The sequence below is a fragment of the Acetobacter senegalensis genome (genome assembly GCF_001580995.1).
GTDB lineage: Bacteria > Pseudomonadota > Alphaproteobacteria > Acetobacterales > Acetobacteraceae > Acetobacter > Acetobacter senegalensis.
In genome coordinates this window covers 38,056-61,563 of sequence record NZ_LHZU01000143.1, presented here as the reverse complement: position 1 = coordinate 61,563, position 23,508 = coordinate 38,056, and the positions used below count along the sequence as shown (strand labels likewise).

At 58.4% G+C, this 23,508-nt stretch carries 22 protein-coding genes; 11 read left to right on the top strand and 11 right to left on the bottom strand.

The annotated features are described in order from the left end of the window. Positions 1 to 57: 57 nt before the first annotated feature. From minE to minC, 3 genes are all read right to left on the bottom strand, one after another. The gene (gene minE, locus AD948_RS13900) at positions 58 to 378 is read right to left on the bottom strand and encodes a cell division topological specificity factor MinE (protein WP_061472430.1); all 321 of its coding nucleotides are present in this window, start codon (positions 376 to 378) and stop codon (positions 58 to 60) included. After that, complete coding sequence (gene minD / locus AD948_RS13895; protein ID WP_061472429.1) at positions 375 to 1,190, bottom strand: septum site-determining protein MinD; 816 nt, start codon at positions 1,188 to 1,190, stop codon at positions 375 to 377. Before minD ends, minE begins: the two co-directional genes overlap by 4 nt. Positions 1,191 to 1,336: 146 nt before the next feature. Next, complete coding sequence (gene minC / locus AD948_RS13890; RefSeq protein ID WP_061472428.1) at positions 1,337 to 2,035, bottom strand: septum site-determining protein MinC; 699 nt, start codon at positions 2,033 to 2,035, stop codon at positions 1,337 to 1,339. Between the two features lie 169 nt (positions 2,036 to 2,204). On the opposite strand from minC, the gene AD948_RS13885 reads away from it, so the two are divergent. Further along, positions 2,205 to 2,873, top strand: coding sequence for a glutathione S-transferase family protein (locus AD948_RS13885; protein ID WP_006557040.1), 669 nt, complete (start codon positions 2,205 to 2,207; stop codon positions 2,871 to 2,873). 7 nt (positions 2,874 to 2,880) lie between these two features. Next, a complete protein-coding gene (locus AD948_RS13880; protein WP_061472456.1) occupies positions 2,881 to 4,098 on the top strand; it encodes a BaiN/RdsA family NAD(P)/FAD-dependent oxidoreductase in 1,218 nt (405 codons plus the stop codon). Positions 4,099 to 4,180: 82 nt separating this feature from the next. Here AD948_RS13880 and rsmI read toward each other — a convergent pair whose 3' ends face one another. After that, positions 4,181 to 5,146 carry a 16S rRNA (cytidine(1402)-2'-O)-methyltransferase gene (rsmI, locus tag AD948_RS13875; RefSeq protein WP_061472455.1) on the bottom strand — a complete coding sequence of 322 codons (966 nt, stop codon included), beginning with the start codon at positions 5,144 to 5,146 and terminating at the stop codon, positions 4,181 to 4,183. Between rsmI and AD948_RS13870 the strand changes: the two genes are divergently transcribed. Further along, positions 5,140 to 6,543 (top strand): penicillin-binding protein activator, encoded by a 1,404-nt coding sequence (locus tag AD948_RS13870; RefSeq protein WP_039903111.1) that lies wholly within the window; start codon positions 5,140 to 5,142, stop codon positions 6,541 to 6,543. The genes rsmI and AD948_RS13870 overlap by 7 nt on opposite strands. Before the next feature lie 101 nt (positions 6,544 to 6,644). On the opposite strand, the gene AD948_RS13865 is transcribed toward AD948_RS13870, so the two are convergent. The 3 genes from AD948_RS13865 to AD948_RS13855 all read right to left on the bottom strand — a co-directional run bounded on the left by AD948_RS13865 (position 6,645) and on the right by AD948_RS13855 (position 9,937). Beyond that, a complete protein-coding gene (locus AD948_RS13865) occupies positions 6,645 to 8,264 on the bottom strand; it encodes a tetratricopeptide repeat protein (protein WP_061472427.1) in 1,620 nt (539 codons plus the stop codon). Positions 8,265 to 8,381: 117 nt separating this feature from the next. Then, positions 8,382 to 8,972 (bottom strand): CarD family transcriptional regulator, encoded by a 591-nt coding sequence (locus tag AD948_RS13860; RefSeq protein WP_039903072.1) that lies wholly within the window; start codon positions 8,970 to 8,972, stop codon positions 8,382 to 8,384. Between the two features lie 89 nt (positions 8,973 to 9,061). Further along, positions 9,062 to 9,937 carry a bestrophin family protein gene (locus tag AD948_RS13855; protein ID WP_039903074.1) on the bottom strand — a complete coding sequence of 292 codons (876 nt, stop codon included), beginning with the start codon at positions 9,935 to 9,937 and terminating at the stop codon, positions 9,062 to 9,064. A gap of 317 nt (positions 9,938 to 10,254) precedes the next feature. On the opposite strand from AD948_RS13855, the gene fghA reads away from it, so the two are divergent. After that, a complete protein-coding gene (gene fghA / locus AD948_RS13850; RefSeq protein ID WP_061472426.1) occupies positions 10,255 to 11,109 on the top strand; it encodes an S-formylglutathione hydrolase in 855 nt (284 codons plus the stop codon). Positions 11,110 to 11,156: 47 nt separating this feature from the next. On the opposite strand, the gene AD948_RS13845 is transcribed toward fghA, so the two are convergent. The 3 genes from AD948_RS13845 to AD948_RS13835 are packed head-to-tail and all read right to left on the bottom strand — an operon-like array spanning position 11,157 to position 13,435. Next, on the bottom strand, positions 11,157 to 11,720 hold the full coding sequence (locus AD948_RS13845) for a YdcF family protein (RefSeq protein WP_061472425.1): 564 nt from the start codon (positions 11,718 to 11,720) through the stop codon (positions 11,157 to 11,159). A gap of 56 nt (positions 11,721 to 11,776) precedes the next feature. Continuing rightward, the gene (locus tag AD948_RS13840; protein WP_061472424.1) at positions 11,777 to 12,760 is read right to left on the bottom strand and encodes a cell division protein FtsX; all 984 of its coding nucleotides are present in this window, start codon (positions 12,758 to 12,760) and stop codon (positions 11,777 to 11,779) included. Between the two features lie 3 nt (positions 12,761 to 12,763). Continuing rightward, entirely contained in the window at positions 12,764 to 13,435 is a 672-nt protein-coding gene (locus AD948_RS13835; protein WP_006557051.1) for a cell division ATP-binding protein FtsE, read from the bottom strand. A gap of 274 nt (positions 13,436 to 13,709) precedes the next feature. On the opposite strand from AD948_RS13835, the gene AD948_RS13830 reads away from it, so the two are divergent. Beyond that, positions 13,710 to 14,990 carry a zinc ribbon domain-containing protein gene (locus tag AD948_RS13830; RefSeq protein WP_061472423.1) on the top strand — a complete coding sequence of 427 codons (1,281 nt, stop codon included), beginning with the start codon at positions 13,710 to 13,712 and terminating at the stop codon, positions 14,988 to 14,990. A gap of 119 nt (positions 14,991 to 15,109) precedes the next feature. Here the strand turns inward: AD948_RS13830 and AD948_RS13825 are convergent, their stop codons facing one another. Then, entirely contained in the window at positions 15,110 to 15,520 is a 411-nt protein-coding gene (locus AD948_RS13825; protein ID WP_039903077.1) for a hypothetical protein, read from the bottom strand. Positions 15,521 to 15,915: 395 nt separating this feature from the next. Between AD948_RS13825 and AD948_RS13820 the strand changes: the two genes are divergently transcribed. The 6 genes from AD948_RS13820 (at position 15,916) to AD948_RS13795 (ending at position 23,413) form a co-directional block, all read left to right on the top strand. Then, positions 15,916 to 17,706 carry an ATP-binding protein gene (locus AD948_RS13820; RefSeq protein ID WP_061472422.1) on the top strand — a complete coding sequence of 597 codons (1,791 nt, stop codon included), beginning with the start codon at positions 15,916 to 15,918 and terminating at the stop codon, positions 17,704 to 17,706. Then, the gene (locus AD948_RS13815) at positions 17,690 to 19,702 is read left to right on the top strand and encodes a response regulator (RefSeq protein ID WP_058986889.1); all 2,013 of its coding nucleotides are present in this window, start codon (positions 17,690 to 17,692) and stop codon (positions 19,700 to 19,702) included. The genes AD948_RS13820 and AD948_RS13815 overlap by 17 nt, the downstream gene beginning before the upstream one ends. Before the next feature lie 45 nt (positions 19,703 to 19,747). Further along, the gene (gene hslV / locus AD948_RS13810) at positions 19,748 to 20,353 is read left to right on the top strand and encodes an ATP-dependent protease subunit HslV (RefSeq protein WP_045542839.1); all 606 of its coding nucleotides are present in this window, start codon (positions 19,748 to 19,750) and stop codon (positions 20,351 to 20,353) included. Then, on the top strand, positions 20,353 to 21,666 hold the full coding sequence (hslU, locus tag AD948_RS13805; protein ID WP_006557058.1) for an ATP-dependent protease ATPase subunit HslU: 1,314 nt from the start codon (positions 20,353 to 20,355) through the stop codon (positions 21,664 to 21,666). Before hslV ends, hslU begins: the two co-directional genes overlap by 1 nt. Next, on the top strand, positions 21,666 to 22,112 hold the full coding sequence (locus tag AD948_RS13800; RefSeq protein WP_006557059.1) for a SufE family protein: 447 nt from the start codon (positions 21,666 to 21,668) through the stop codon (positions 22,110 to 22,112). Before hslU ends, AD948_RS13800 begins: the two co-directional genes overlap by 1 nt. 188 nt (positions 22,113 to 22,300) lie before the next feature. Next, positions 22,301 to 23,413, top strand: coding sequence for a hypothetical protein (locus AD948_RS13795; RefSeq protein WP_061472421.1), 1,113 nt, complete (start codon positions 22,301 to 22,303; stop codon positions 23,411 to 23,413). Positions 23,414 to 23,508: the final 95 nt, after the last annotated feature.

Below are 23,508 nucleotides of genomic sequence, written 5' to 3'. Positions count from 1 at the left end.
GCCAGCAAAGGAGCTCCCTCTGCTGGCTTTTTCATAAACACTCATGCCCGTGTCTGCTCAGGCTGGTTTGGCCTTGGTTTTATCCGGTGCAGGTTTGGCAGGGGCTGCCGGTTTGCCGTCTGTCAGGCCCGGAACTTCCACATCAATTTCCAACGTGGAATATTGCGCACCCCGATCCAGTTTGATCTGAACCTTGTCCTGATCAACGGCAACATGGCGTTTGATGACTTCCATGATTTCGCGGTGCAGTTGGGCCAGCAGATCGTCCTTGCCATCCCCCACGGAAATACGTTCATGCGCCAACAGGATCTGCAAGCGATCCCGCGCAACCGGAGCGGAAGAGCGGCGCTTGAAGATGTTGGAGAGGAAGGAGCTCATGCAACTCTCCTTTTGAACAGCCAGTCAAACAGGCCTTTGCGTTCGGTCGGAATTGTCACTTCCAGTTTTTCACCATTCAGGCGGCGGGCTGCATCCGTGTAGGCACGGGCGGGCGCGCTGTCCGGCTCGGCAATGGTGACGGGTGCCCCTACGTTGGAAGCACGCAGCACGTCCCCGCTTTCCGGAATGATGCCCAGCAGCGGGATGGAGAGAATATCAAGCACGTCATCCGTGCCCAGCATGTCTCCCTTCGCGGCCCGCTGTGGATCATAGCGGGTGATGAGCAGGTGCTTCTCCAGCTTCTCGCCTTTTTTGGCTTTGGCGGTCGTGCTGTCGAGCATACCGATGATGCGGTCACTATCACGCACGGAAGACACTTCCGGGTTTGTGACAATCACCGCCACATCGGCATGATACATGGCCATCTGTGCACCGCGTTCAATTCCTGCCGGGCTATCGCAGATCACCCAGTCAAACTTCTTGCGCAGGTCATCAATAACCTTGGCGACACCTTCTGAGGTGAGGGCATCCTTGTCCCGTGTCTGGGAGGCAGGCAGCAGGGAGAGGTTATCTACCCGCTTATCCTTGATCAGCGCCTGAGCCAGATTGGCATCGCCCTGAATAACGTTGATGAGGTCAAACACCACCCGGCGTTCCGCCCCCATAACCAGATCAAGGTTACGCAGGCCGACGTCAAAATCCACCAGCACAACAGACTGACCTCCCTTGGCCAGTGCGGCGCCCAGGGCTGCGGTTGTGGTGGTTTTACCCACCCCACCTTTACCTGACGTGACGACCAGAACCTTTGACATTCGTCTTATTCCTCTTTCGTCTTAGTCCATTCTTGCCATCAATCAGGGTGTGACGGCCGTGTTGGCGGCAAGATTACAATCTGCGGTCAAAAATGGAATGCAGAATATTCACTCAATCTACATTCTTTTTAAGGAAAATGCCGTAATTATGCCATCGGGTGGAAAGTGAGCGTCTCTCCGGAGAGCACAACCTGCGTGGGTTTTCCGCTCCGTTCAGCGTCCATTTCCTCGGCTGTAGCGTAAAATCCATCAATCGCCACCAGTTCCGCTTCCAGATGGCGGGTGAAAATACGGGCGTCCGCATGGCCCCCAATGCCCGCAATGGCTCGCCCACGCAGTGCGCCATAAACGTGAATGGAGCCACCGGCAGAAACTTCCGCCCCGGAGGCCACGGAGCCGAGAATGATCACATCCCCATTCGGCCAGACAATATGCTGGCCAGAGCGGATGGGCTCTTCAAGCAAAAGTGTGCTGGGGGCAGGTGGGGCGGGAACATCATCTTCCGGAATATCGATGTTGCCGGAAGACCGTCCGCCAATAAAGCTCTCGGGCCAGTTCCACCCGGCAAGGGCAGGCCAGGAGCGGCCTGCTCCCTCAATGCCGATCAGGCGTACGCCCCGCTCTTCCAGCGCCTGTTGCAGATACGCCAGATCCGGGGTCTGGGCGTCCACCAGGCTGAGATCAAGGATGATGGGTTTGCCGGAGAAAAAACCGGCAGAGCGGGCCAGTTGCAGGTCAAGTGCGTGCAGCCAGCCTGCCAGAGGTGCCTCAGGCGTGAGCGTGAGCGCCAGAAAGGATCTGCCGGAAAGACGGATACGGGGAGGGGAGGATGGCGTGCCGGACAAGGGTTGGGGATCTCGCTGGGTAAGGTCAAACGGGATGGCGCAAGGAGTATAGCGGGGAGGCCGATCTGTCGAGCGTATGCCACACAAGCAGGGTGGCCGCGCATATTTGATGATGAAAGATATGATTTATCCTCTGGTGCAGGCGCAGACAATGTCATAAATCTGCGTCATGCGTACCCTTTTTCATCTCCCCATTTCTCCCTATTGCCGCAAGGTCCGTCTTGTGTTGGGCGAAAAACGCCTGCCGTTTGAAGCGATTATTGAACGGGTGTGGGAGGAGCGTCCGGAATTTCTGGCCATGAACCCGGCAGGTCAGGTGCCTGTGCTGGTGGAAGACAATGGCCTGATTGTTCCAGACTCTCACGTGATCTGCGAGTATCTGGAAGAAGCGTATTCCGATACCCCGCTGCTGGGCCGCACGCTGGCTGAGCGGGTTGAAGTGCGCCGCCTTGTGGCGTGGTTTGATGGCTATTTTGCTGAAAAAGTGACCAACCGCTTTATTGGCGAGCGTGTGATGAAGCGCCTGAGCGGTCGGGGCAACCCCGATGGCACGGTGCTGCGTGAAGGTTATGCGGCCATGAAGCCGAACCTGAAATACGTGAACCATCTGGCGGAAAACCGGAACTGGCTAGCCGGGAATTTCCTGTCTCTGGCGGATTTTGCCGCAGCGGCCCATCTATCCAGCCTTGATTTTATTGGGGACATAGACTGGTCCCGTATCCCGGCGGTACGAGACTGGTATGCCCGCATGAAGTCCCGCCCGTGTTTCCGGCCGCTGTTGACGGACCGTGTGGCGGGCATCACGCCGCCCGACTATTACGCCAATCTTGATTTCTGAGCGGCTGGTGACCCTACCTGAACGGCGTGAGGCCACATGGCGCACGCCGGATGTGGTGGTGATTGGCGCTGGCGCAGCCGGGCTGATGGCCGCCTTTACCGCAGCCCGACGTGGCAGCCGGGTTGTGGTGCTGGATCATGCGCCAGAGCCGGGACGGAAGATTCTCATTTCTGGCGGAGGTCGGTGCAATTTTACCAACCGGGATGTCAAACCCGAATCTTTTCTGTCCCAGAACAGGCACTTTGCCCGTTCTGCTCTAAGCCGCTACACCCCAGCGGATTTTCTGGCGCTGCTCGCAACCCATAAAATCCCGTGGCATGAAAAAAAGCTTGGCCAGTTGTTTTGCGACAACTCCGCCAGTGACATTGTCAAAATGCTGCTTGCCGAATGTGATGCGGCAGGCGTGCGCTTGCTGACGGATGTGCGGGTGGCTGACGTCAGCCGTGCCGAGGTATTTCGGGTCAGGACGTCAGCAGGAGAGTTCACGTCTGCTGCGCTTGTTGTGGCAACGGGCGGCCTGTCTATCCCCAAGCTGGGGGCATCCGGGTTTGGGTATGATTTAGCACGGTATTTTGGTCTGCCGGTCATCACGCCAGAACCTGCACTGGTCCCATTGGTATTCGGCGCTGGCACGGAAAGCTGGGTAAAGGAACTGGCCGGGGTTTCCCTACCGGTCAAGGCATCCTGCGGCAAAGTGGCGTTTGAAGAAGCGCTTCTGTTTACCCATCGCGGCTTGTCCGGCCCTGCTTTGTTGCAGATTTCGTCCTACTGGCAGGCGGGGCAGCCCGTGCGGCTTGATCTATTGCCTGGGCAGGACAGTGGCCGCCTGCTGGCGGAGGTCAAGGCCAGCAAAGGCAAAATGCGCGGGCCTGCTGTGTTGAGCCGGTGGTTCCCGCAGCGTTTGGCGCAGGAACTGGCGCGCCAGTTCGCGCCTGATCGCCCAGTGGTGGAGTGGCCAGATAAAACCATTCGCGCTTTGGCCGAGCATATTCATCGGCTGGATATGCACCCAACGGGCACGGAGGGCTTCGCCAAGGCGGAAGTCACGCGCGGCGGAGTGGATACGCGCGCGCTTTCCTCCAAAACCATGGAGGCCCAACAGGTGCCCGGCCTGTATTTTATCGGCGAAGCGGTGGACGTTACCGGCTGGCTGGGCGGCTATAATTTCCAATGGGCATGGGCCAGCGGCCACGCTGCCGGGGAAGCTGTAGCCGCGAACCGCTAAAGGCGGCTTGTTTAGGGGCCGCAGGGGGCCACGGCTGCCTTTGTTGGATGTTCCCTCGCCGATGGGTCTTTCGTTCCCCTTGTTAGGGTTGATTTTGGGCTTTTCGTTCTGCGGCCAGTTCTAGTGCGCGGGCGTAAACCGTGCGGCGGGGCAGGCCTGCGGCGGTGGCAGCAAGGGCGGCTGCGTCTTTGACAGAGTGGGTTTCCAGTAGGGAGCGCAGTGTCGTGTCCAGATCATCCGCGCTGGTTTCTTCGGCCTCGGCGGGGCCAAGCAGGACGGTGATCTCACCCCGTGGCGGTGTTTCGGCATAAAAGGCGGCCAGATCAGCTACCGGCGCGCGCCTGACTTCCTCAAACCGTTTGGTGAGTTCGCGTGCCACGGCACAGGGGCGGGTAGGACCAAAAATCTCGGCCATGTCCGCCAGCGTTTCAGCCAGCCGGTGGGGGGCTTCATGCCAGATAAGGGTGGCGGTCAGCCCGGCGCGCTCGGCGGCATGCAGTTTGGCGAATGCCTCCTTCCGGGCAGCGGAGCGTGGTGGCGGGAAGCCGACAAACATGAACGGGTGCGGGGGCAGGCCGGAGAGCACCAGCGCCGTTAATGCCGCATTGGGGCCGGGAATGACGGTCAGCGGAATATCGGCCTCAATGGCGGCGCGCACCAGCCGGTAACCGGGGTCAGACAGCAAAGGCATGCCGGCGTCGGAAACAAGGGCAATGCGCGTGCCGTTTTGCAAACGCTCTATCAGTGCAGGCACGCGCTGGCGTTCATTATGCTCGTGCAGGGCTTCCGTGCGGGCGGAAATGCTGTTTTCGGAAAGCAGGCGGGCTGTGGTGCGGGTATCCTCACACAACACCAGATCAGCTTCCGCCAGCGCTTGTGCCGCGCGGGGGCTGAAATCTCCCAGATTACCGATGGGCGTTGCCACCAGAGTCAGGCTGAACGCACGCGGGGCATGACTTGAGGCTTTTCCTTCGCTATGGAGGAGACTGTCCCGGTCGCACTGTGCCTCAGACCGGTTGTTTTCGGAGGACGAACTGGATGATGACACGCGCCTATTCTTTCCTGTCTGGAGCACCCACGGGTGGTCTGACGGCAAACCGCGCGGCGCGCAAGGCCGGAATGGCTGTTTTGGGCACAGTGGGGCTTATGCTGGCAGGCTGCGCGGATCAGTCTGGCTCGGCAGGATCGGGCGCGCAGGCTCCAAAAGCAAGCCATAAGGTTGGTGTATTGCTGCCGTTGACCGGCCCTAACGCAGGTCTGGGGCGTGAACTGCTTTCCGGCGCTGCCCTGGCGCTGACTGACACGCCTGCGGCTACAACCGGTTCCACGCCTGCTCCGGCTGAGGGTGCTCCCACCATGGATGTGCACGATACTGCAGGCGCAGGCGGCGCTGCCGCTGCGGCTTCTGCAGCGCTGGCCGCAGGGGATGGCATTCTGCTTGGCCCGCTTACGGCGGGTGATACGGCTGCGGCGGCGCCTGCTGCCCAGAATGCGGGCGTGCCCGTGTTGGCTTTTACCAGTGATGTCTCCCAGGCCCGTGCAGGCGTATGGGTCATGGGCATTACGCCGGAAGATCAGGTGGAGCGGCTTGTCGCACTCGCCCGCAAGGAAGGGCGTCATCGTTTTGCGGCATTGCTGCCGGATAATCCGCTAGGGCACGCGTTGGGGAATGGTCTTGTCACCGCGTGTCAGGATCAGGGGCTGAATGCGCCCGCCATTCTGTATCACACAGGAAGCGTGGACAGCATTACACAGAAAATGCGTCAGCTTTCCTCTTATGACAGCCGTCTTTCCGAGGCACAGGCCGCATCAGGCACCACACCGCCTGCTACCGGTGCCCCTCCCGCAGATGCCGTGGCAGATGCGGAAAAACCTTTGCCATCTGATCTCGCTGCTGCGCTTAAACCGGAAAATGGTGCGGCGACCACGCCAGCGTCATCCGCAACGGCAGGTGCGTTTTCTCCGCCGCCCTTTGATGCCCTGCTGCTGGGTGACACGGGCCTTGGGCTGAAGAACATCATTACCGCCCTGAATGACAGTCAGGTCTCCGCCAGTAATGTGCGCATCATGGGGCCGGGGCTGTGGTCTGCTTTTGCAACAAAGCTGGGTGCCCTGAAAGGCGCGTGGTACGCTGCGCCAGATCCGTCATCACGGCAGAGTTTTGCGAGCCGTTTTCTGGCGCGGAATCACCATATGCCGCGGCCTCTGGCTGATTTGTCGTATGACGCCGCCATGGTGGCCAAAACCGTCTCTCAGGTTGCCCCATCGGGCTACCCCGCAGATGTGCTGACACGGCCGGAAGGGTTTGCTGGGGTGGATGGTCCGTTCACCTTGCAGCCCAATGGACGGACGCGCCGTGCGTTGGGTGTGTTTGAAGTGATTGGCAATGGCAGCGGCGCCAAGCTGATTGCACCTTCCAGCCTGAAAACGGATGTTTCCGGCTAGGGCTTGCGTAAAAGTCAGGCAGAGATTGCTTCTGGCAGAATGAAAAAAGGCGCTTCCTTATCGGGAGCGCCTTTTTCGTTTCCAGCAAGAGGGAGGGAGCGTTACCGCCCAGCTTTCCGCTTCTGTTTAACCATTTGTTCCAAGGTGTGGGTCACTTCCTGCACAACGCCGTCCCACGCGCGGGGAGCTTTTTGACGAATAATGCGCAGTTCCGGATACCACGGGCTGGTTGTCTGATTATGGAGCCACCGCCAGCAATTATCATAGCGGTCCATCATCAGCACGGGTTTGCCGAGCGCACCCGCAAGATGCACGCAGGAGGTATCCACCGACACCACAACATCCAGTGACATGATAAGCGCTGCTGTATCATCCATGCTGTGCAGATCATCTGTCGGATCATACAGAACCATATTTTCCGGCGGGTCCATCATCTGCTCTGCGTAGGGGCCTTTTTGCAGGCTGATAAGGTTGATGCCGCGCACAGAGGCAAGTGGCGCCAAGGTGCTCAGGTTCATGGATCGGCGGCGGTCCACCATGTAGGGGCCCACCAGATTGGGGCGCGGGGCACCGCCCCATACCAGCCCGACATTCAGTTTGCGGTTACGTGGCATAAACCCGGAAAAATATCTCACCTTGTCCGGATCAGCTTTCAGATACGGGACGGCAGCGCCCATAGCATCTTCCGTGGCGGCAAAAACGCGGGGCAGGCTGATGAAGGGGCAATGCCAGTCGTACTCCGGCGTGGAGCCACCAACCTGCACTTCCAACGCTCCGGTTACGCGACGGCACAGATCTCCGAGCGTGTCGGGCACCCACAAGTGAGGAATAGCGCCCCGCCGGGCCAGAGGTTCGATGTAGCGCAGATACATTAATGTATCGCCCAATCCCTCTTCCTGCGTGATGAGAATGCGCTTGTCTCGGATATCCGTGTTCGGCCCCAGAGAAGGCATGAGTTGTTCGGAGGGCAGGCTGGTATGGCCGGGTAGCTTGAAGCGCCATTCATGTTCGGCCCATCCTTGGGCATAACGGCCAGCCTTAAGCAGCGTAATGGAGTGGTTCAGGCGGATTTGCGCATTGGTGGGGCGGTAGGTAATGGCGCGGCGGTAGAAATCCAGAGCCTCTTCCAGTTGCCCCATGCCAGAAAGAACGCACCCGATATTGGACAGCGTTCCTGCATGATCCGGATGTTCTTCCTTTACGGTGTGCAGAACATCCAGCGCTTCTTCCATATTCCCTTTTTCTGCCAGCACCATGGCCAGCAGGTTGGCGGCAAGCGTGTTGTTGGGGCGCAGGGCAACGGCCTCACGCAGAATCTCCAACGCTTCATCAAACTGGCCCATTTGCCCCAGCATGCCACCGAGAGTTTCATGCACGCGGGCATCCTTGGGCGTAAGCTTCAGGGCCTCCCGGCAGACTGGCAGCACATCTTCCCGGCGGTCCAGCGCGACCATGATCTCGCTAAGGTCCTGCAATGGATGCTGGGCCAGCGGGTTCTTGGTGGCGGTTGCGCAGAAAAGCTCCGCCGCCTTCCGGGGTTCGTACGTTCCTGCGTAACACAGGCCAAGAAGGGTCTGCACCTGCGGATCATCCAGCTTGGCGTAAGGGCGCAGAACGGCCAGCATGGGCTCGAAGCGACCGGCTTTTATCTCGCTCAGGGCGCGGCGTAGCGTGGTCTGGTCAGGGTGAGTCTGGGTGGGGGGAGAAGCTTGGCGCGTCATGGTTCTCTTATGTATCGTCCAGATGCGGTGCAGGAAAGCAAAACAGAAGCAGGTATGAAAAAACCCGGCAAAGCGTAACGCCAGCCGGGTTTTTTCAGAATAATGATGGAGGCCCTATCAGGCTGCCTTCATAACTTCTGTCAGGGAGGAGAGAACGTCTGCCGGGTCTTTCTTTTCCAACACGGCAACTTCGGCCACAAAACGTTCCTGCGCGGCTTCAAACAGTTTACGTTCACTAAAGCTGCCGTCCAGGCTGTCCACGTTGCGGCGCAGATCACGCAGTACTTCCGCAATCTGGACCAGATCACCCGAGTTGATTTTTTCCTGATAGGCTACGGCACGGCGTGCCCACATGCCTTTGCTGACATGCGGCTTACCCTTGATGATGGCCATGGCCTTGTCAACAATTTCGCGTGAGACAATCTTGCGCAAACCAGCCTTGCGGGCCTTTGTTAGCGGAATACGCAGGGTCATCTGGTTGCCGGGGAATGAAATCTGGATCACTTCCAGCTTCGTACCCGCAATTTCATCAACGCCAATACGGTCCACACGCCCTACGCCGTGGGCCGCATAGACAATGGCGTCACCTTCCTGGAAGGGGTCGTCGTCCTTGATCTTGGTTTTGGCCTGGGCTGCGGTGGTTGCTGCGGCCGTGCGTGCCATTGCATCTGTCACGCCGCCTTTGGGGGTGGTTCTGAATGTGCTCATGACCAAGGCTTATAGCATAAATTCGTGGCCCTGTCTTCCATAACGGCAGAAGGGCCCCAGTGGGGCCCAGGAGTGTTATCGCGTCGCGTTCAGGATTGGATGCCCTTGATGGTGGGCAGCGGCGGCGGAGACGCAAGGCCGGTAGGCTGCACAGCATCAATTTCAATGGTGCGGGCCATGGTTGCCATAGGCAGGGCATGGGGCGTGCTGGCGAAGGGTTCCTGAAGATCGTTCGCACTTTTGTCCAGCACCAGAAAGAGCATACCCACAAGGGAGGAACCCAGTGGCGTAATCCATTCAAGCGTCTGAACCATGGAGATGGGCAGGATGATGCAGAAAATGTTCACCAGTGCACGTGGCAGGGCGGAAAACTGCATGGGAAGAGGCGTGTTGCGAATACGTTCCAGACCACCCTGTGCATTGGCGAGATCAGACAGAATGCGGTCTATCTGGCCATGCACGGCACCATCAATGCCTTTCTTGGTGACTTCCTCGGTCACGCCCAGCCCCAACTGATAGAGAATGGCGTTGGGCTGATTGCGCCAGCCTTCAATGCCCTTGGCCATGTTGGGTGGCAGCAGACGTTTGACATCGGCTGAAACATCCACATTCCCCAAAGCGCCGCGCAGGGCATGGGGGTAGGCGGCAATGCCGAACATCAGATCAGGCCGGTCTCCTAACAATGTGCCAGCCTGACGGCTAAAAGAGCGGCAGTTGTTGGTAATAGACCCCCACAGGGTACGGGCTTCCCACCACCGGGCGTAAGCACTGTTGCTGCGGAATCCCATGAAAAGGGCAAGGGCCGAACCAATCAGGGATGTGGGAAGGCTTGGAAGTTCCATCCATTCCTGATGGAACACCTGAAACAGGATAACCACGACACAATCCCATGCAGCCATGAGGAGGAAAACCCCCAGGATCTCTTTGCTGATAATCCGCAAGCCGATCCTTTGGTCAACGATCATCCAGATAGTCTCCGTTATGGTTGGTATGGTTCAGGGAAGACACAGTAACTAGGAAGGACGCTTACGGTTTCCTGCCTGATGGCGTGCATTCTGTCCATGTTACAGGTTTGTCATGCGTCCGGCAGCATTCAGGTCCTCGTTACTTTGCGGGCAAGTAAGGACGCGATGTGACCAGATTTTCCGCTCTTCCGCTACTGTGAAAAAGGCTGCAATGGCTCTTCTGTTTGGGGCAGGCGGCGGAACGGTGTTGACGGAACCGCCTGCACCATTGACCATGATGTGACGGTTCAGATGGCGAGCAGAAAGGAAAAAGCAGGGTGCCTAATACAGTAAAGACGCGGTCGGAGCATGTATGCCACGGAGGGCGTGTTGGCTTCTATACGCATCAGTCAGACGTGTTGGGGCTGGAAGCGCGTTTTGCCGTCTTTTTGCCGCCGGGAGCAGATGCCCATAACCCCGTGCCCGTTGTATATGTGCTGGCTGGCCTGACCTGCACGGAAGAGACATTTTTTATCAAGGCGGATGCGCTGGCGGAGGCTGCCCGGTTAGGAATTGCTCTTGTGGCAACGGATACGTCGCCGCGTGGGGCAGGCGTTGAGGGAGAAGACGCCGACTGGGATTTTGGTACAGGTGCCGGGTTCTATCTGGATGCCACGCAGGACCCGTGGCGCAAGCATTACAAAATGGGAAGCTATATTTCTGAGGAACTCCCCCGTCTGGCAGAAGCGCATTTTCCGCTGGATGGTACGCGACGTGGCATTACGGGACATTCCATGGGGGGGCATGGCGCGCTTGTGCATGGGTTGCGCGCTCCCCAGTTCTGGAAATCCGTTTCAGCTTTTGCTCCGATTGTGCATCCCACCGTGGTGCCTTGGGGGGTAAAGGCCTTTACCAACTATCTCGGACCAGATCAGGCGACGTGGCGTGCCTATGATGCGGTATGCCTGTTGGAAGATGGCCATAGCCACCCGTCTCCGTTGCTGGTGGATCAGGGAAAGGCCGATCAGTTTCTGGAGCGTGAACTTCAGCCGTGGCATCTGGCAACCGCCGCGCATAATGCCGGACAGGCGCTCACGCTCCGCGAGTACGAAGGGTATGATCACTCATACTGGTTTGTGCAGAGCTTTGCGGCAGATCATGTACGCCACCACGCGGCCATTCTGAAAGCCTGACAGTAAAGCGATGCTTTGTTGAAAACAGTCAGGCATGGCTGCGCGTTTTATGCTCTGGAAGGGTTGTGCACCATGCCTGCCAGAGCGCCCAGCCATTTCAGATATTCTGTAAGGAGCAGCCGCAGGGTATCGCCCTTGAAGGGATGCTCCAGCGCCGGGGGTTTGACGGGATAGGCATACAGGGTCACGCCCGGCAGGGTGCGGCCCAGTTCCAGCATGGCGCGGCGCATGTGGTAGCCAGCAGTCACCACTGTCAGGGTGTAGATATGATTATCCGCAACCCATGCGGCGGTCTCGGCGGCGTTTTCAATGGTTGAACGCGCCTGATATCCCAAGGTGATACGGTCCTTCAGGCTGGCAGGCATGGGGGGCAGAAGATCGTTGCGTCCCGCCTGCGGGTCCACGCCGGAGATAAGCAGTTTTTCAGCCTGATTTTGTCTGAGCAACCGCAAAGACATGTCTATTCTGCCCTGCCCACCCGTAAGGGCTACAATGCCATCTGTGTGCGGAACAGTCTGGGCGGATTGGAGCGCATCATAAACAAACCAGCCGAACGTCCCCCCCAGACAGATGAACAGCAGTAACCCAAGCCTGACCGCACTGCGGAGCATGCGGCTTGGGCGGGAGCGTCGATAGTGTGCGGGTTGCTGCCGGGCCGGAGTGCTTTTCATGGCATACGGCGGAGCCAGATGCGGACCATGATCTGTGTTGTCATCCAGCCGATAAAGGCGGCAACAAACGGGAGCCCCGCAAGGCCGATCAGCAGATCATGCGGCAACATGTCCGGGAGGGAACGCCAGTCTGGCATGGTCATGCTGGTGGTTTGAAGCGAGGAAACAGCAAACGGAGCTGCCATTCTGAACAGGAAAACAAGCGGCGCGATGGCGAGAAGCGTTCCTAGAATAGCCCCGCCCAGAGCAAGGCCGCCGGTGCGTCCGGCAAAGCGACCGGCAATGTAGCTGTCTGTGGCGCCCAGCCCGTGCAGGATTTCAATAATGTCCCGTCGGGTGGAAAGGCCCGTGCGGGTTGCAAGCCCCGTAATCATGGCGGCAATACCTCCTACGGTGGCAAGCGCCAGTGCCGCGCAGGCCAGCAGACTATCCGCCAGCGCACGGAGCCGCGTGCTCCACTCGGCATTATGCTCAACAAATGTGCCGGGCACCTGTGTGTTGAGGGTCTGTTCCAGATCAGCCGGAGGTTCTGCCCCTTTGGGGAGACGCACTTCGATAACGGCAGGAAGAGGGAGCGCGCTGTTGCTGGCGTCCCCCAGCCATGGTGTGAGCAGATGCGCCAGTTCTTCCTTGCTCAGCCTGTGAACCTGTGTCCCCGGCGGGAGGTCTGAAAGGCGCGCAAGGACGGCATCGGCGCGTGTTTGCGCGGAGGTGGACGTAACGGAGGACGACCCGGCGGCTGTTTTCTGGGGCGAGGTTGCCGTGGCGGGAGCCGGTTGATCCGGGGCAGAAACCTGAATGGTGAGCAACTGTGCCGCCCCTCCGGCCCAGCGGGCGGACAGCGCGCGGGCGCCAGTGGCACCGGTGAGGGTGAGAGCAGCGAGAAAACTCATCATGGCCACAAGAATGAACAGGCTTCTGTCCGGCAACGCTTCAGAAAGGGAGAGGCCATCCTTGCGGCCGGAAAACGGGAGCGCCATGGGTCAGTCTCCCTCACGCACAAGTCGGCCACGTTCCAGATAGAGCGAAGGCTGGGGCAGGCGGCGGATCAGCGCCTCATTGTGGGTGGCGACAATTACCGTTGTGCCCATGCTGCTAAGCTCGCCAAACAGGTCCAGCAGTTTGTGCGCCTGAGTTTCTTCCAATGCATTGGTTGGCTCATCTGCCAGAACCAGACCGGGGCGGTGAACAATGGCGCGGGCAATGGCCGTTCGCTGCTGCTCTCCGCCCGAGAGGCGGGAAGCCCGTACGTTCACACGCTCTCCCAAACCGACCCATTTCAGGATGGCATGCACTTCATCCGTGATCTCATCTTCCGGGCGGTGTTGAAGGCGGAGGGGCAGGGCGACATTATCCGCCACGGATAAATCCGGCATCAGTCTGTAATTTTGATGCACCATGCCGATTCGCTGGCGCAGGCGCATCAATGTGGCCCGTGGGGCATCCGCCGTGACGCTCTTGTTCAGGATATCCATGCTGCCATCGGTAGGCAGGCTTTCCACATGCAGCAGGCTGAGCAGGCTGGTCTTTCCGGCGCCAGACGGGCCAAGCAGCCAGCGAAAGCCGCCCTGTGGCACCGAAAAGGACAGGCCGGAGAGAACCGGAGTGCCATTTTTGCGTTCCCGCCGCCATGAAACGTTTTGCAGACGGATCATGAGAGAAAGACGTGTTGGGCGCTGCGGCGCGGCGTGATCTGGGCGACGTGATGCATGGTCTGATAGTAGCGGAGAGCAGCCTGCACTGTCGATGATAAGCCGCAAAGGGAGTGGCCCAGACTGTTTTAACGGCGATTGTGCAAAATCCCCTCTGGCATGGTGGGCTGCCTCTTGTATTAAAGAGGGTGCTTGAAAAGCTGCTTTTCAGGCGGATGCGTTCGGTATCGGCTGAACAACGCGTGCCATGACAGCTACGGCAGGACAGAGAATACTGATGAGAATAGTTTGCCCCTCATGTGGCGTTGCCTATCAGGTGCCTGCGGCTCTCCTGGCCAAGCGGCACACGCTGAAATGCTCTGCCTGCGGGGTAAAATGGCGCGTGGAGCTTCCGGTGGAAGAAGCAGCGCCCCCACCAGCACCTTCCGTTGAGCAGAACGCTGTTACCGCACGTGCGCCAGCCCCCCCGCCGGAGGGTGGCCTCACACCGCCGAAGCCGGACGTGCCCGCTCCTGAGGCTGCTCCCCCAGTATCCTCACCTCAGCCCGTGCCAGAGTCTGAGGCAGTTCCTTCCGCACCAACAGAGGCAGCGGTCACGGAAGCACCAGCACCGTCTTCTGCGGAAGCCTTTGAAAAACTTTTTGGAACGCCAGCCTCGTCGGGGGCTGCTCCCTCCCAGCCAGCGGAACCTGTTGAGCGGGAAGAGGCTGGAGCCGAAGAGCCCGAACCCGCAGAACAGCATTTCGCGAGCCAAACCGAGGCTGATGAGTCTGTAAAACAGGGTGAAGATGCCTCACTTGCCCACCCGCCCGAGCCGGAGAAGAGTGAGCCCGCCCTTCAGGACGGTGCCGCGTCTCCAGTTGAGGCGCAGGTGGAAGAAAAGGAGGAGCCGTCAGCACAGCCGGTTTCTTCTGTTGCCTCGCCTTGGCCTGCTCCAGCGTGGGGGAAACCCCAGACTGAGAAAAAAGTGTTCGTTGAGGAAAAACCGGAAGCAAAGAAACCCGATGTTCCTTTGCCCGCGGAGGAGCAGGTTTCTCAGTCTCTGCCGGAAGCTCCCCAGTCTGAGGCTATCAGACCAGAAACGTCTGAAAGCGTAGAGCAGGTTGCTCCTGTCGCGTCGCCTGCGCCGGAAGCTCCATCAGGTCCGGTTTCCTCGGAAACTGCTGCCAATGAAGAAATCGCCGGAGGGGAAGCTGCTGGTGAGCGGGTTGTTGAAGAGCAGACGACCGCAGAGCCGCAGGTCGAAACAGCTACCGCGCAGACGCAGCCAGAACAGACTGTGCGCGAACCTGAAAGCGCCACCCAGCAGCATACTCACAAGCTCCAGGCAGGTATGTCTTCCGCTTATCAGCAGGTTCTGGCAACCGGAGCCGGGCTGGCCGAGCGCGTAGGCACTAAGGGCAACCTGCGAGACATGATGACGCAGGATATATTCTGGCGCCGGGCGTGGATTGGCAGCTTTATTCTGGCAATTGTGGTCTTGGTGGCAGGTTGGCACTGGTGGGGTGCTATTGTGCACGCGTGGCCTGCAGCAGGCCGGCTACACCAGCCCGGTTAAGCCAAACTTCAAAATGCCGAACAGGGGGCTGGTGAGCAGGCTGACGCCAGACCCCGCTGGCCGATTTTCGGCGGCCAGCCTTTACTGCTGGATATGGGATTAACCAGCAGGAGAAAGGGTTAAATGCTTTTACCGGCCAGCGTGGCGAGTGTGGCGCCAGCGGCGGCAAGGCCCATCAGCAGGATACCATCCCAAATCAGACCACTAGCCGTCAGATCATGCCCGGCGACAACAATATGCTGCGGAATGGCGGCCGCAACGTTGGTAATGGCGTCTTTTGCCTGCGGATCGGCGGCCACGGCTGCGTGAGAAAGCGCACCCACCAGTGCAGGCAGAACTTTCCAGAGCACTCCCGCAATCAGAAGCAGGGGAGCAAAAAGCTCGGCCAATTGCTGGATGAAATAGAACGCGAAATAGCAGACAGACCAGATGCCGGTGCGCACCAGCCGGAATGCCAGAGGAGAGCCATCCGCAGCGCGGGAGGAAAACGCCAGAGGACGAGCGTAATTGGCGTTAGGGGGTTGATCCATGGTCTGTATCGTTCCTTCGGGCCTAGTAAAGCGTGCTTCTGCATCAACCTGAACCCGCAGGCGCGCAGATGTGATGGCGCGAACTATACACCACCCTGCGTTCTGGTCACACCGCTGCGGCAATAAAGACAGTGGAGCGTGTTTTTCCTGCTACGCCGTTGTGTGGGAGGGCGTGATACCCGGCGTGCCCAAAGGATGGTAACGCATTCGCGAGCAGACGGACCTGCGCGCAATTTGTTAAGGGAAAACAGGACCATGGCAACATCTGTCGTAACGGAAGATAACCATATCGATCGGGATATAACCATCAGCAACAGCAGGCGGCGCGCGCAGGACGCACGCTGAAATAAACCAAAGGAGATTTTCTGGCTGAGTGAGCCTGAAGCGGAGCAGGAATGAATTTTTTGTCGTGTACAATCTGGCTTGTTGGGGTGGGGGGCGCTGAATGTGACCACCTCGTAGCCCAGTTCAGCCAGCGTGGCTTCAAGGTTCAGGTGTTTCCCGATGGGAAAGCGGCTTTTGGCGCGTTTGACGGGTCTCTGCCAGACATGCTGGTGGTTGCGGCTTCCTTGTCGGATATGTCTGCCAGCCAGCTTTGCCAGCGTTTGCGCCTTAATTCCGTAACGCGGGGTATTCCCGTTGTCGTGCTGACACAGGCTGCGGATGCCGTGGTGGAGCATGAAGTTCTGGGGCGGGGAGCTGATGCGTGCTTCCCCCTGAAGGGCGATCCTGCGTTTCTGATGTTCCGCATCTGCGCGCTGCTGCGGGATTACGACGAGGAGACGCCTACACGGGATAATGCCGTTTTCCGTCAACCATCCGTGGCGGTGGTGACGGCTCCGGGAGGCGCATTATGGTCCTGGCGCGGCGGGGGGCAAGGTGGCGTTCCTTTGCTGGTGGAACTGCTTCAGCAGGACGGCGAATCCGTAAAACTGATTGATGATCCGGATCGGCTGGATTTTTCGGCTTACCCTGTGGGCTCGCACCCATCTGACTGTGTGGTGGTTGATCTGGGGTGCCCGCTTTTTGATGGGCTGGCGTTGGCCCGTACACTTGTGGCCATGCGGCGGCGGAACCGGCAATGCATTCGGGTGCTTGGGATGGCGGAGCGGGGGCAGGTTTCCAGCCATCTGGCGGTCATTGCTTTCGGGGCGGGGATTGATGATCTGGTGGATGCCGATATTTCGCCTGATCTGCTGATGGCACGGATTGGCAGCCTTGTGCGCCGCAAGATCCTGCAAGATGAAATGCGCAGGGAAGAAGCGCATATTGAAAGCGCGCGCGCCCGTATGGCGCTGGCCGATGCCCTCAGGCGGGTGAATGCTGATCTTGCCGCAGCCAACAGGAAATTGATCGAGGCACAGGCAAAACTGGTGCAATCGGCCAAAATGGCATCGCTGGGGGAATTGGCAGCAGGGATCGCGCATGAATTCAACAATCCGCTTGCTTTTGTTCTGGCGCATGAAGGCACGGTAAACCGCAGCATTACACGCGCCATGCAGGCCGTGCGGGAAGGAGACATGCAGGCGGCGGAGAGCGCACTGGCCAAAAGTCAGGAACGGCTGGCGTCTTCCTTTGTCGGGCTATCCCGCATGCGCGATCTGGTGGCCAGCCTCAGGCGGTTTTCAAGATTGGAGGAAGGGGAATTCACCCGGCTTGATGTGCCAGAGGCACTGGCCATGGTGTTGATGCTGCTTGCCCCTAAACTCGGGCAGGAGATCCGCGTTGTCTGCCATCTGGATGCGCCGCCAGAACTGTTCTGTCAGGCGGCACTGGTTAATCAGGTGGTCATGAATATTGTGAGTAATGCAGCAGACGCCATTTTGGAAAAGCGTCGTGAAAACAAGGAGGCTTCTCCTCACGTGGCTGAAGAAGACAGCATTGAGATCAGTTCCTGTCTTGAGCCACGCAACGGAGAGGAAGAGGGGCAGGATTACGTGATCCGTATCAGTGATACCGGGCCGGGCGTGCCGGAAAATTTGCAGGAACGGATATTTGAACCTTTTTTTACAACAAAACCTGTAGGCTCAGGGACCGGGCTTGGACTGGCCACCGCTTATGGCGTTGTGCAGGCTCATGGTGGGAGTATTGTTGTGACGAACGCGCAGGAAAAAGGTGGTGCCTGCTTCACATTGCGGGTGCCCTACAGGGCTGTGGAGGAGAGGCGGAGTGATTACGCTGCCTGAACCAGACCGGAAAGCCGTTGTTCTGGTTGTAGATGACGAGCTTGAAATTCTTGTCGCGCTGGCTGATCTGCTGGAGGATACGTACGACGTTCTTTCAGCATCGTCGGGAGAGCAGGGACTAGCTCTGCTTCAGCAGAACCCGGATGTTGCGGTCATTATTTCTGATCAGCGCATGCCTCACATGACGGGTGACGCCTTTCTGGCGCGCGCCCGCATGGTTTCGTCGGCAGGCGCTATCCTGCTGACGGGATATGCTGATATCTCGGCTGTGGAGGCTGCTCTCAATCAGGGCAAGATCTCGTTTTTCGCTTACAAGCCGTGGGATGATGAAACGCTGCTGTCCATGGTGGCGCAGGCGGCTGGACGGTATGAGCTTGAAAAGGAACTGGCGTGCGAGCAACGGCTGTTGCGCGGGCTTCTGGACAATCTGCCGTTCGGGTTGGCGTTCAAGGATGAGAAAGGGCGCTTTATCCGGCTGAACCAGCAGATGGCGGCGCAGTTTGGTCGTCCGGCTGAAGCCTGCATCGGGCAGAAGGAAGAGACCCTGATTGACGCCGAACGTCTGCAAAGTCTCAAAGAGGCTGAGGCAGCGCTGGCGTCTGGCGCACGCGATCAGCAGGTTCTCAGGCTCACCAGCCCGGACGGGCAGGCCCGCTGGCATGATCTCACCCGTATGAAACTGGGTGGCGCACCGGATGACGCCGGGCAACCGCGAAAAGATGAGCTGGCTGATTATTCCATCCTGATAGATCGGGATGTGACAGATCTGCTCAATCTGGAGCAGCGGCTGCGGCAGGCCCAGAAAATGCAGGCCATTGGAACGCTTGCCGGAGGTGTTGCGCATGATTTCAACAATCTGCTCACCGCCATTATGGGATCGCTTGAACTGGTGATGGATCTTGAGCCACCCAAGGAGCCTGGGGTGGCGCGGTTGTTCCATAATGCAATAGAGGCCGCACGGCGCGGCGGCGCGCTGACGCAGAAACTGCTTGATTTCAGCCGTCCGCGTCATTTGTCCTGCCAGCAGGTGGAGGTGGGGCAGATCTTGCGAGATCTGCAAAGTTTCATGGTGCGTGGGCAGGTGCCTGATGACCTACAAACCGCCCTGGGCGCAAACAGTGAGGAAGCCGCCAGCCGAATTGGCTCCGTGCAGTTTGATATCCCGGATGAAGCTCTTCCGCCGGTCTGGACAGATGCAGTGCAGCTTGAACTGGCCATTTTCAATCTGTGCATCAACGCGCAGGATGCGCAGCCTGATGGTGGCACTATCAGCGTCTCCGTGCGCAAGGCTGCGCGTCTGCTCGGGCGGAGCACCACAGCCGCCGCTGGCGGTGCGTGGGTGGTGGTGCAGGTGATGGACCGCGGTGTGGGCATGACAGAGGAAATGCAGGCCCGTATTTTTGATCCGTTTTTCACCACCAAGGATATTGGGAAAGGAACAGGCCTCGGTCTTTCCATGATTTACGGCTTCATCAACCATTGCGGGGGTGAAGTCCGTGTGGAAAGCGTGCCGGGAGGGGGGACGTCCATAGAACTCTGGCTGCCAGCCATGGCGACGGATGTGAACGCGGAAGACTCGTCTTCTTCTGTCGTGACCCCACTGCCAGCACAGCAGGAACGGGCCGCTACGCTGCCGCCCGTAGGGGACGGGCGCCTCATTCTTGTGGTGGATGACGAGACAGGGGTGCGGAGTGTCACATCCGGCTTCCTGCGTCGGGCTGGCTATGAGGTTCTGGAGGCATCAAGCGGGGCGGAAGCTCTGGCCATGGTCGAGGGCAGGCCGGAAATCTCGCTGGTGGTGATGGACGTGATGATGCCGGGCATGAATGGCGATGAAGCCGCACGGCGCATTCATGTTCTGCGGCCGGATCTACGGGTTCTGTTTGTCACGGGGTATACGGATCTGGGGCTTCTGCCTGCCGGTGTAACGGTGTTGCACAAGCCTTACACGCGGGATGCGCTGCTGGGGGACGTGCGGGCAATGCTGGCAGCGTAAACTCCCCTCTTGTGCTGACGGAAGGAAAGCCTATTTCTTTCTACCATGTATAGCGATCACACAGCCTCCTCCCCGCATGATCCCGTCGGATGGCACGGGACCACTATCCTCTGTGTTCGGCGTGGCCCGGACGTTGCCATGGCAGGTGACGGTCAGGTGACACTGGGTCAGACCGTCATCAAGGGCAATGCGCGCAAGGTGCGCCGCATTGGCCCGTCCGGGTCCATTCTGGCAGGTTTTGCCGGAGCCACGGCGGATGCCTTCACCCTGCTTGAACGGCTTGAAGCCAAGCTTGAACGCTACCCCAACCAGCTTGAGCGGGCCTGTGTGGAACTGGCCAAGGATTGGCGGACAGACCGTTATCTGCGCCGGCTGGAAGCCATGATGGCCGTGGCGGATGCTGAACATTCCTACACCCTGACCGGGAACGGTGATGTGTTGGAGCCGGAAGATGGCATTATCGCTATTGGGTCCGGCGGGAATTACGCCCTTTCTGCTGCCCGTGCGTTGTTGACCGTAGACGGGCTGGATGCGGAGGAAATAGTGCGCCGCTCCATGAAAATTGCCGGGGACATCTGCGTTTACACCAATCATTCCGTCAGGGTGGAAACGCTTTCTGCCAGCTCGGCAACCGGGAAGGGAGAAGCGTGATGGAAGCACCAACCTTTTCCCCCAGAGAAATTGTCTCGGAACTTGATCGGTTTATCGTAGGGCAGGGTGACGCCAAGCGGGCCGTGGCCATTGCCATGCGTAACCGCTGGCGGCGTGCGCAGCTGGGTGAAGGACTGCGCGAGGAAGTTGTGCCCAAGAACATCCTGATGATTGGCCCGACCGGGTGCGGTAAAACCGAGATTGCCCGCAGGCTGGCCAAACTGGCGCAGGCTCCCTTCCTGAAAGTGGAAGCCACCAAGTTTACGGAAGTGGGTTATGTGGGCCGCGATGTGGATAGCATTGTGCGTGATCTGGTGGAGGCCTCCATCACCATGCTGCGCGATGTCAGGCGGCGTGATGTGAAGGTGAAGGCCGAGCAGGCGGCGGAAGACCGGCTGGTGGACGCTCTGGTGGGACAGAGTGCTGCGGCTGAGACCAAAAACAAGTTTCGTACCATGCTGCGCAATGGCGACCTTGAAGACAAAGAGGTTGATATTGCCGTGGTTGAAGCGCCGCCGCAGGGTGGGGGCGAAATGCCCGGCGTGATGCCCGGAAATGTCATCAATTTTGGCGAGATGATGAAAGGCTTCATGAACCGCACACCCCAGCAGCGTCGCCTGAAGGTTGCCGCCGCGCGTGAGTATCTGGAGCGGGAAGAAGCAGACAAGCTGCTGGATAATGAAGCCCTGACGCGTGAAGCCGTAGCCCATGCGCAGGATAACGGCATTGTCTTTATTGATGAGATCGACAAGGTATGCGCCCGCGCGGCAGAAGGCGGCGCACGCGGGGGCGATGTCTCACGTGAAGGCGTGCAGCGTGATCTGCTGCCGCTGATTGAAGGCACAACGGTTTCCACCAAATACGGGCCGGTGAAGACAGACCACATTCTGTTCATTGCCTCCGGTGCGTTCCATCTGGCCAAACCATCTGATCTGCTGCCGGAATTGCAGGGGCGTTTGCCCATTCGTGTGGAATTGCAGCCGCTCACCCGTGAGGATCTTCGGTCTATCCTGACCGACCCCGAACACTCTCTGCTCAAGCAATATACCGCTCTGATGGGAACGGAGGGCGTGACGCTTTCCTTCTCTGATGGAGCCGTGGATGCTCTGGCTGAACTGGCGGCGGATATTAACGAACGGGTGGAAAATATAGGCGCTCGTCGTCTGGCCACGGTTCTGGAAAAACTGCTGGAAGAAATCTCCTTCACGGCTTCTGACCGGAAGGGGGAAACCATTGTGGTGGAAGCCTCGCTTGTGAATGACAAGGTTGCACCGCTGGCCCGCAAGGGTGATCTCAGCCGGTTTATTCTGTAATGGAGGCGCCGTTCGTTCTCCCTGCGGAAGAGACCGCAGCCGAAGCCATTGACGCCATTCGTGATGAGCTGGAACTGTTTGATGACTGGATGGAGCGCTATCAGTACATCATAGAAATGGGGCGTAAATTGCCCCCATTTCCCAAGGATTGGTGTGATGATGCCCATCGGGTGCCGGGATGCCAGAGCCAGGTCTGGCTGGAGGCTAAGGAGGAAGACGGCATTCTGTATTTTGCCGGTCTTTCTGATGCCGCCATTGTCTGCGGTTTGGTGGCGCTGTTGCTGCGTGTCTATTCCGGACGCAGCCCTGAGGAAATCCTGAACACCGACCCCCAGTTTTTGCGGGATCTGGGATTGGTTCAGGCTCTGTCCACCAATCGTGGGAACGGGGTGGAAGCCATGGCGCGCGCAATCCGGTCTGCGGCGGCTCCTCAGAAAATATCTTAAATCAGCATAGGTCTTCTTCCTGCGTCTGACAGGGGCGGGCAGAAGACATTTTGGGCCTCTTTCCTGTATCTGGGCAGGAAAGAGCTTGTGGCATTGTGTCCGGGGTGCAAATTGTATCTAATGTGTAACGGACGGGGAGGCATTCTGACTGCTTTCTGCCGAAATAATGTGTGCAGGCTTATGCTGTCATGAATGTCGCGTTTCTTTATATTGCTGAACCCTACCAATGTTATCATGGTGCATCGCTGGCCTTGGCCCTGGGGGCGTATGCGGGCGTTCATGTTGTTAATTACTACAACTTTCCGGAAACTCGGGAGCATCTGAAACGGATTGGCCGTGTGATGGGCGCGCCAGAACCGGATATGAAATTTCTGGAGCGTTCCTTCCCCATAAAAATGCATGAGGCCGCAAAGCGTCTGGATCGCGTCAAACTGATGCTGCTGCGGCAAAATGCGGAAGAACTGAACCAGTATGATGCGATTGTTGCCACGGAATACACGGCAGGCTTTTTACGCAAGCTGGGCGTAACCCGGCCCAAACTGATTCTTGTGCTCCATGGGGCAGGGGACCGTCTGGTGGATGATGAAGCCCTGATGCGGGAATTTGACTTCACGTTGTTGCCTGGCCCGAAAGTTGAACAGTACAGTCTTCAGAAGAATCTGGTGCGACCGGGCCACTATGCCACGGTCGGACTACCGCGCATGGATGTCTGTGCGGCAATGCAGCAGGACACACCGGAGGGACTGTTTTCAAATCCCAGACCATTTGTGCTCTATAATGCCCATTGCAAGCGGAAGCTTTCCTCGCTGCCACGCTTCATGCCTGCCTTGTTCAAGGGGTTTAAGGGGCAGTCACGTTATAATCTGGTTGTGGCGCCGCATATCAAGACCTTTCATAAAAGCCTTGGTATGAAAACCCGTTTCATGAAGCGGTATAATGCCCCGACCATTCATGTTGATACGCAATCCGACCGCCTGATTGACATGACCTATACCGCCCACGCGGATATCTATGTGGGGGATGTCAGCAGTCAGGTTTACGAATTTCTGGTGAAGCCCCGCCCCTGCGTGTTTTTGAACACAACCGGTGTTGAGTGGCGGAACAATCCGCATTTTCTGCACTGGAATCTGGGCGAAGTGGTTGATCGACCCGAAGAGGTAATGCCTGCCATCATGCGGGCGCAAGAGGTTCATTCCCGTTATCGTCCCTTACAGGAAAAGCTTGTGAAGGACTCTCTGGGAGATCCGGTTCTGGGGGCATCAAAGCGAGGGGCAGCGGCCATCATACGCTTTATGAAATAGACGCAGCTTAATCTCTGAATATGCTGTGTCGTTCTGTTCTTGTGCCTGGATGTTTCAGGGTATTGTTTTTCTAAAAATATAAGAATTCTTTAGAC

Excerpts from the sequence above, each read along its gene's own strand:
- AD948_RS13830 (WP_061472423.1), top strand. The coding sequence starts at position 13,710 with ATGAGAATAGTTTGCCCCTCATGTGGCGTTGCCTATCAGGTGCCTGCG.
- AD948_RS13825 (WP_039903077.1), bottom strand. The coding sequence starts at position 15,520 with ATGGATCAACCCCCTAACGCCAATTACGCTCGTCCTCTGGCGTTTTCC.
- AD948_RS13855 (WP_039903074.1), bottom strand. The coding sequence starts at position 9,937 with ATGATCGTTGACCAAAGGATCGGCTTGCGGATTATCAGCAAAGAGATC.
- hslV (WP_045542839.1), top strand. The coding sequence starts at position 19,748 with ATGTATAGCGATCACACAGCCTCCTCCCCGCATGATCCCGTCGGATGG.
- AD948_RS13885 (WP_006557040.1), top strand. The coding sequence starts at position 2,205 with ATGCGTACCCTTTTTCATCTCCCCATTTCTCCCTATTGCCGCAAGGTC.
- AD948_RS13835 (WP_006557051.1), bottom strand. The coding sequence starts at position 13,435 with ATGATCCGTCTGCAAAACGTTTCATGGCGGCGGGAACGCAAAAATGGC.
- AD948_RS13865 (WP_061472427.1), bottom strand. The coding sequence starts at position 8,264 with ATGACGCGCCAAGCTTCTCCCCCCACCCAGACTCACCCTGACCAGACC.
- AD948_RS13820 (WP_061472422.1), top strand. The coding sequence starts at position 15,916 with ATGAATTTTTTGTCGTGTACAATCTGGCTTGTTGGGGTGGGGGGCGCT.
- AD948_RS13845 (WP_061472425.1), bottom strand. The coding sequence starts at position 11,720 with ATGCTCCGCAGTGCGGTCAGGCTTGGGTTACTGCTGTTCATCTGTCTG.
- minD (WP_061472429.1), bottom strand. The coding sequence starts at position 1,190 with ATGTCAAAGGTTCTGGTCGTCACGTCAGGTAAAGGTGGGGTGGGTAAA.
- AD948_RS13870 (WP_039903111.1), top strand. The coding sequence starts at position 5,140 with ATGACACGCGCCTATTCTTTCCTGTCTGGAGCACCCACGGGTGGTCTG.
- AD948_RS13800 (WP_006557059.1), top strand. The coding sequence starts at position 21,666 with ATGGAGGCGCCGTTCGTTCTCCCTGCGGAAGAGACCGCAGCCGAAGCC.
- AD948_RS13795 (WP_061472421.1), top strand. The coding sequence starts at position 22,301 with ATGAATGTCGCGTTTCTTTATATTGCTGAACCCTACCAATGTTATCAT.
- hslU (WP_006557058.1), top strand. The coding sequence starts at position 20,353 with ATGGAAGCACCAACCTTTTCCCCCAGAGAAATTGTCTCGGAACTTGAT.
- AD948_RS13840 (WP_061472424.1), bottom strand. The coding sequence starts at position 12,760 with ATGGCGCTCCCGTTTTCCGGCCGCAAGGATGGCCTCTCCCTTTCTGAA.
- AD948_RS13860 (WP_039903072.1), bottom strand. The coding sequence starts at position 8,972 with ATGAGCACATTCAGAACCACCCCCAAAGGCGGCGTGACAGATGCAATG.
- minE (WP_061472430.1), bottom strand. The coding sequence starts at position 378 with ATGAGCTCCTTCCTCTCCAACATCTTCAAGCGCCGCTCTTCCGCTCCG.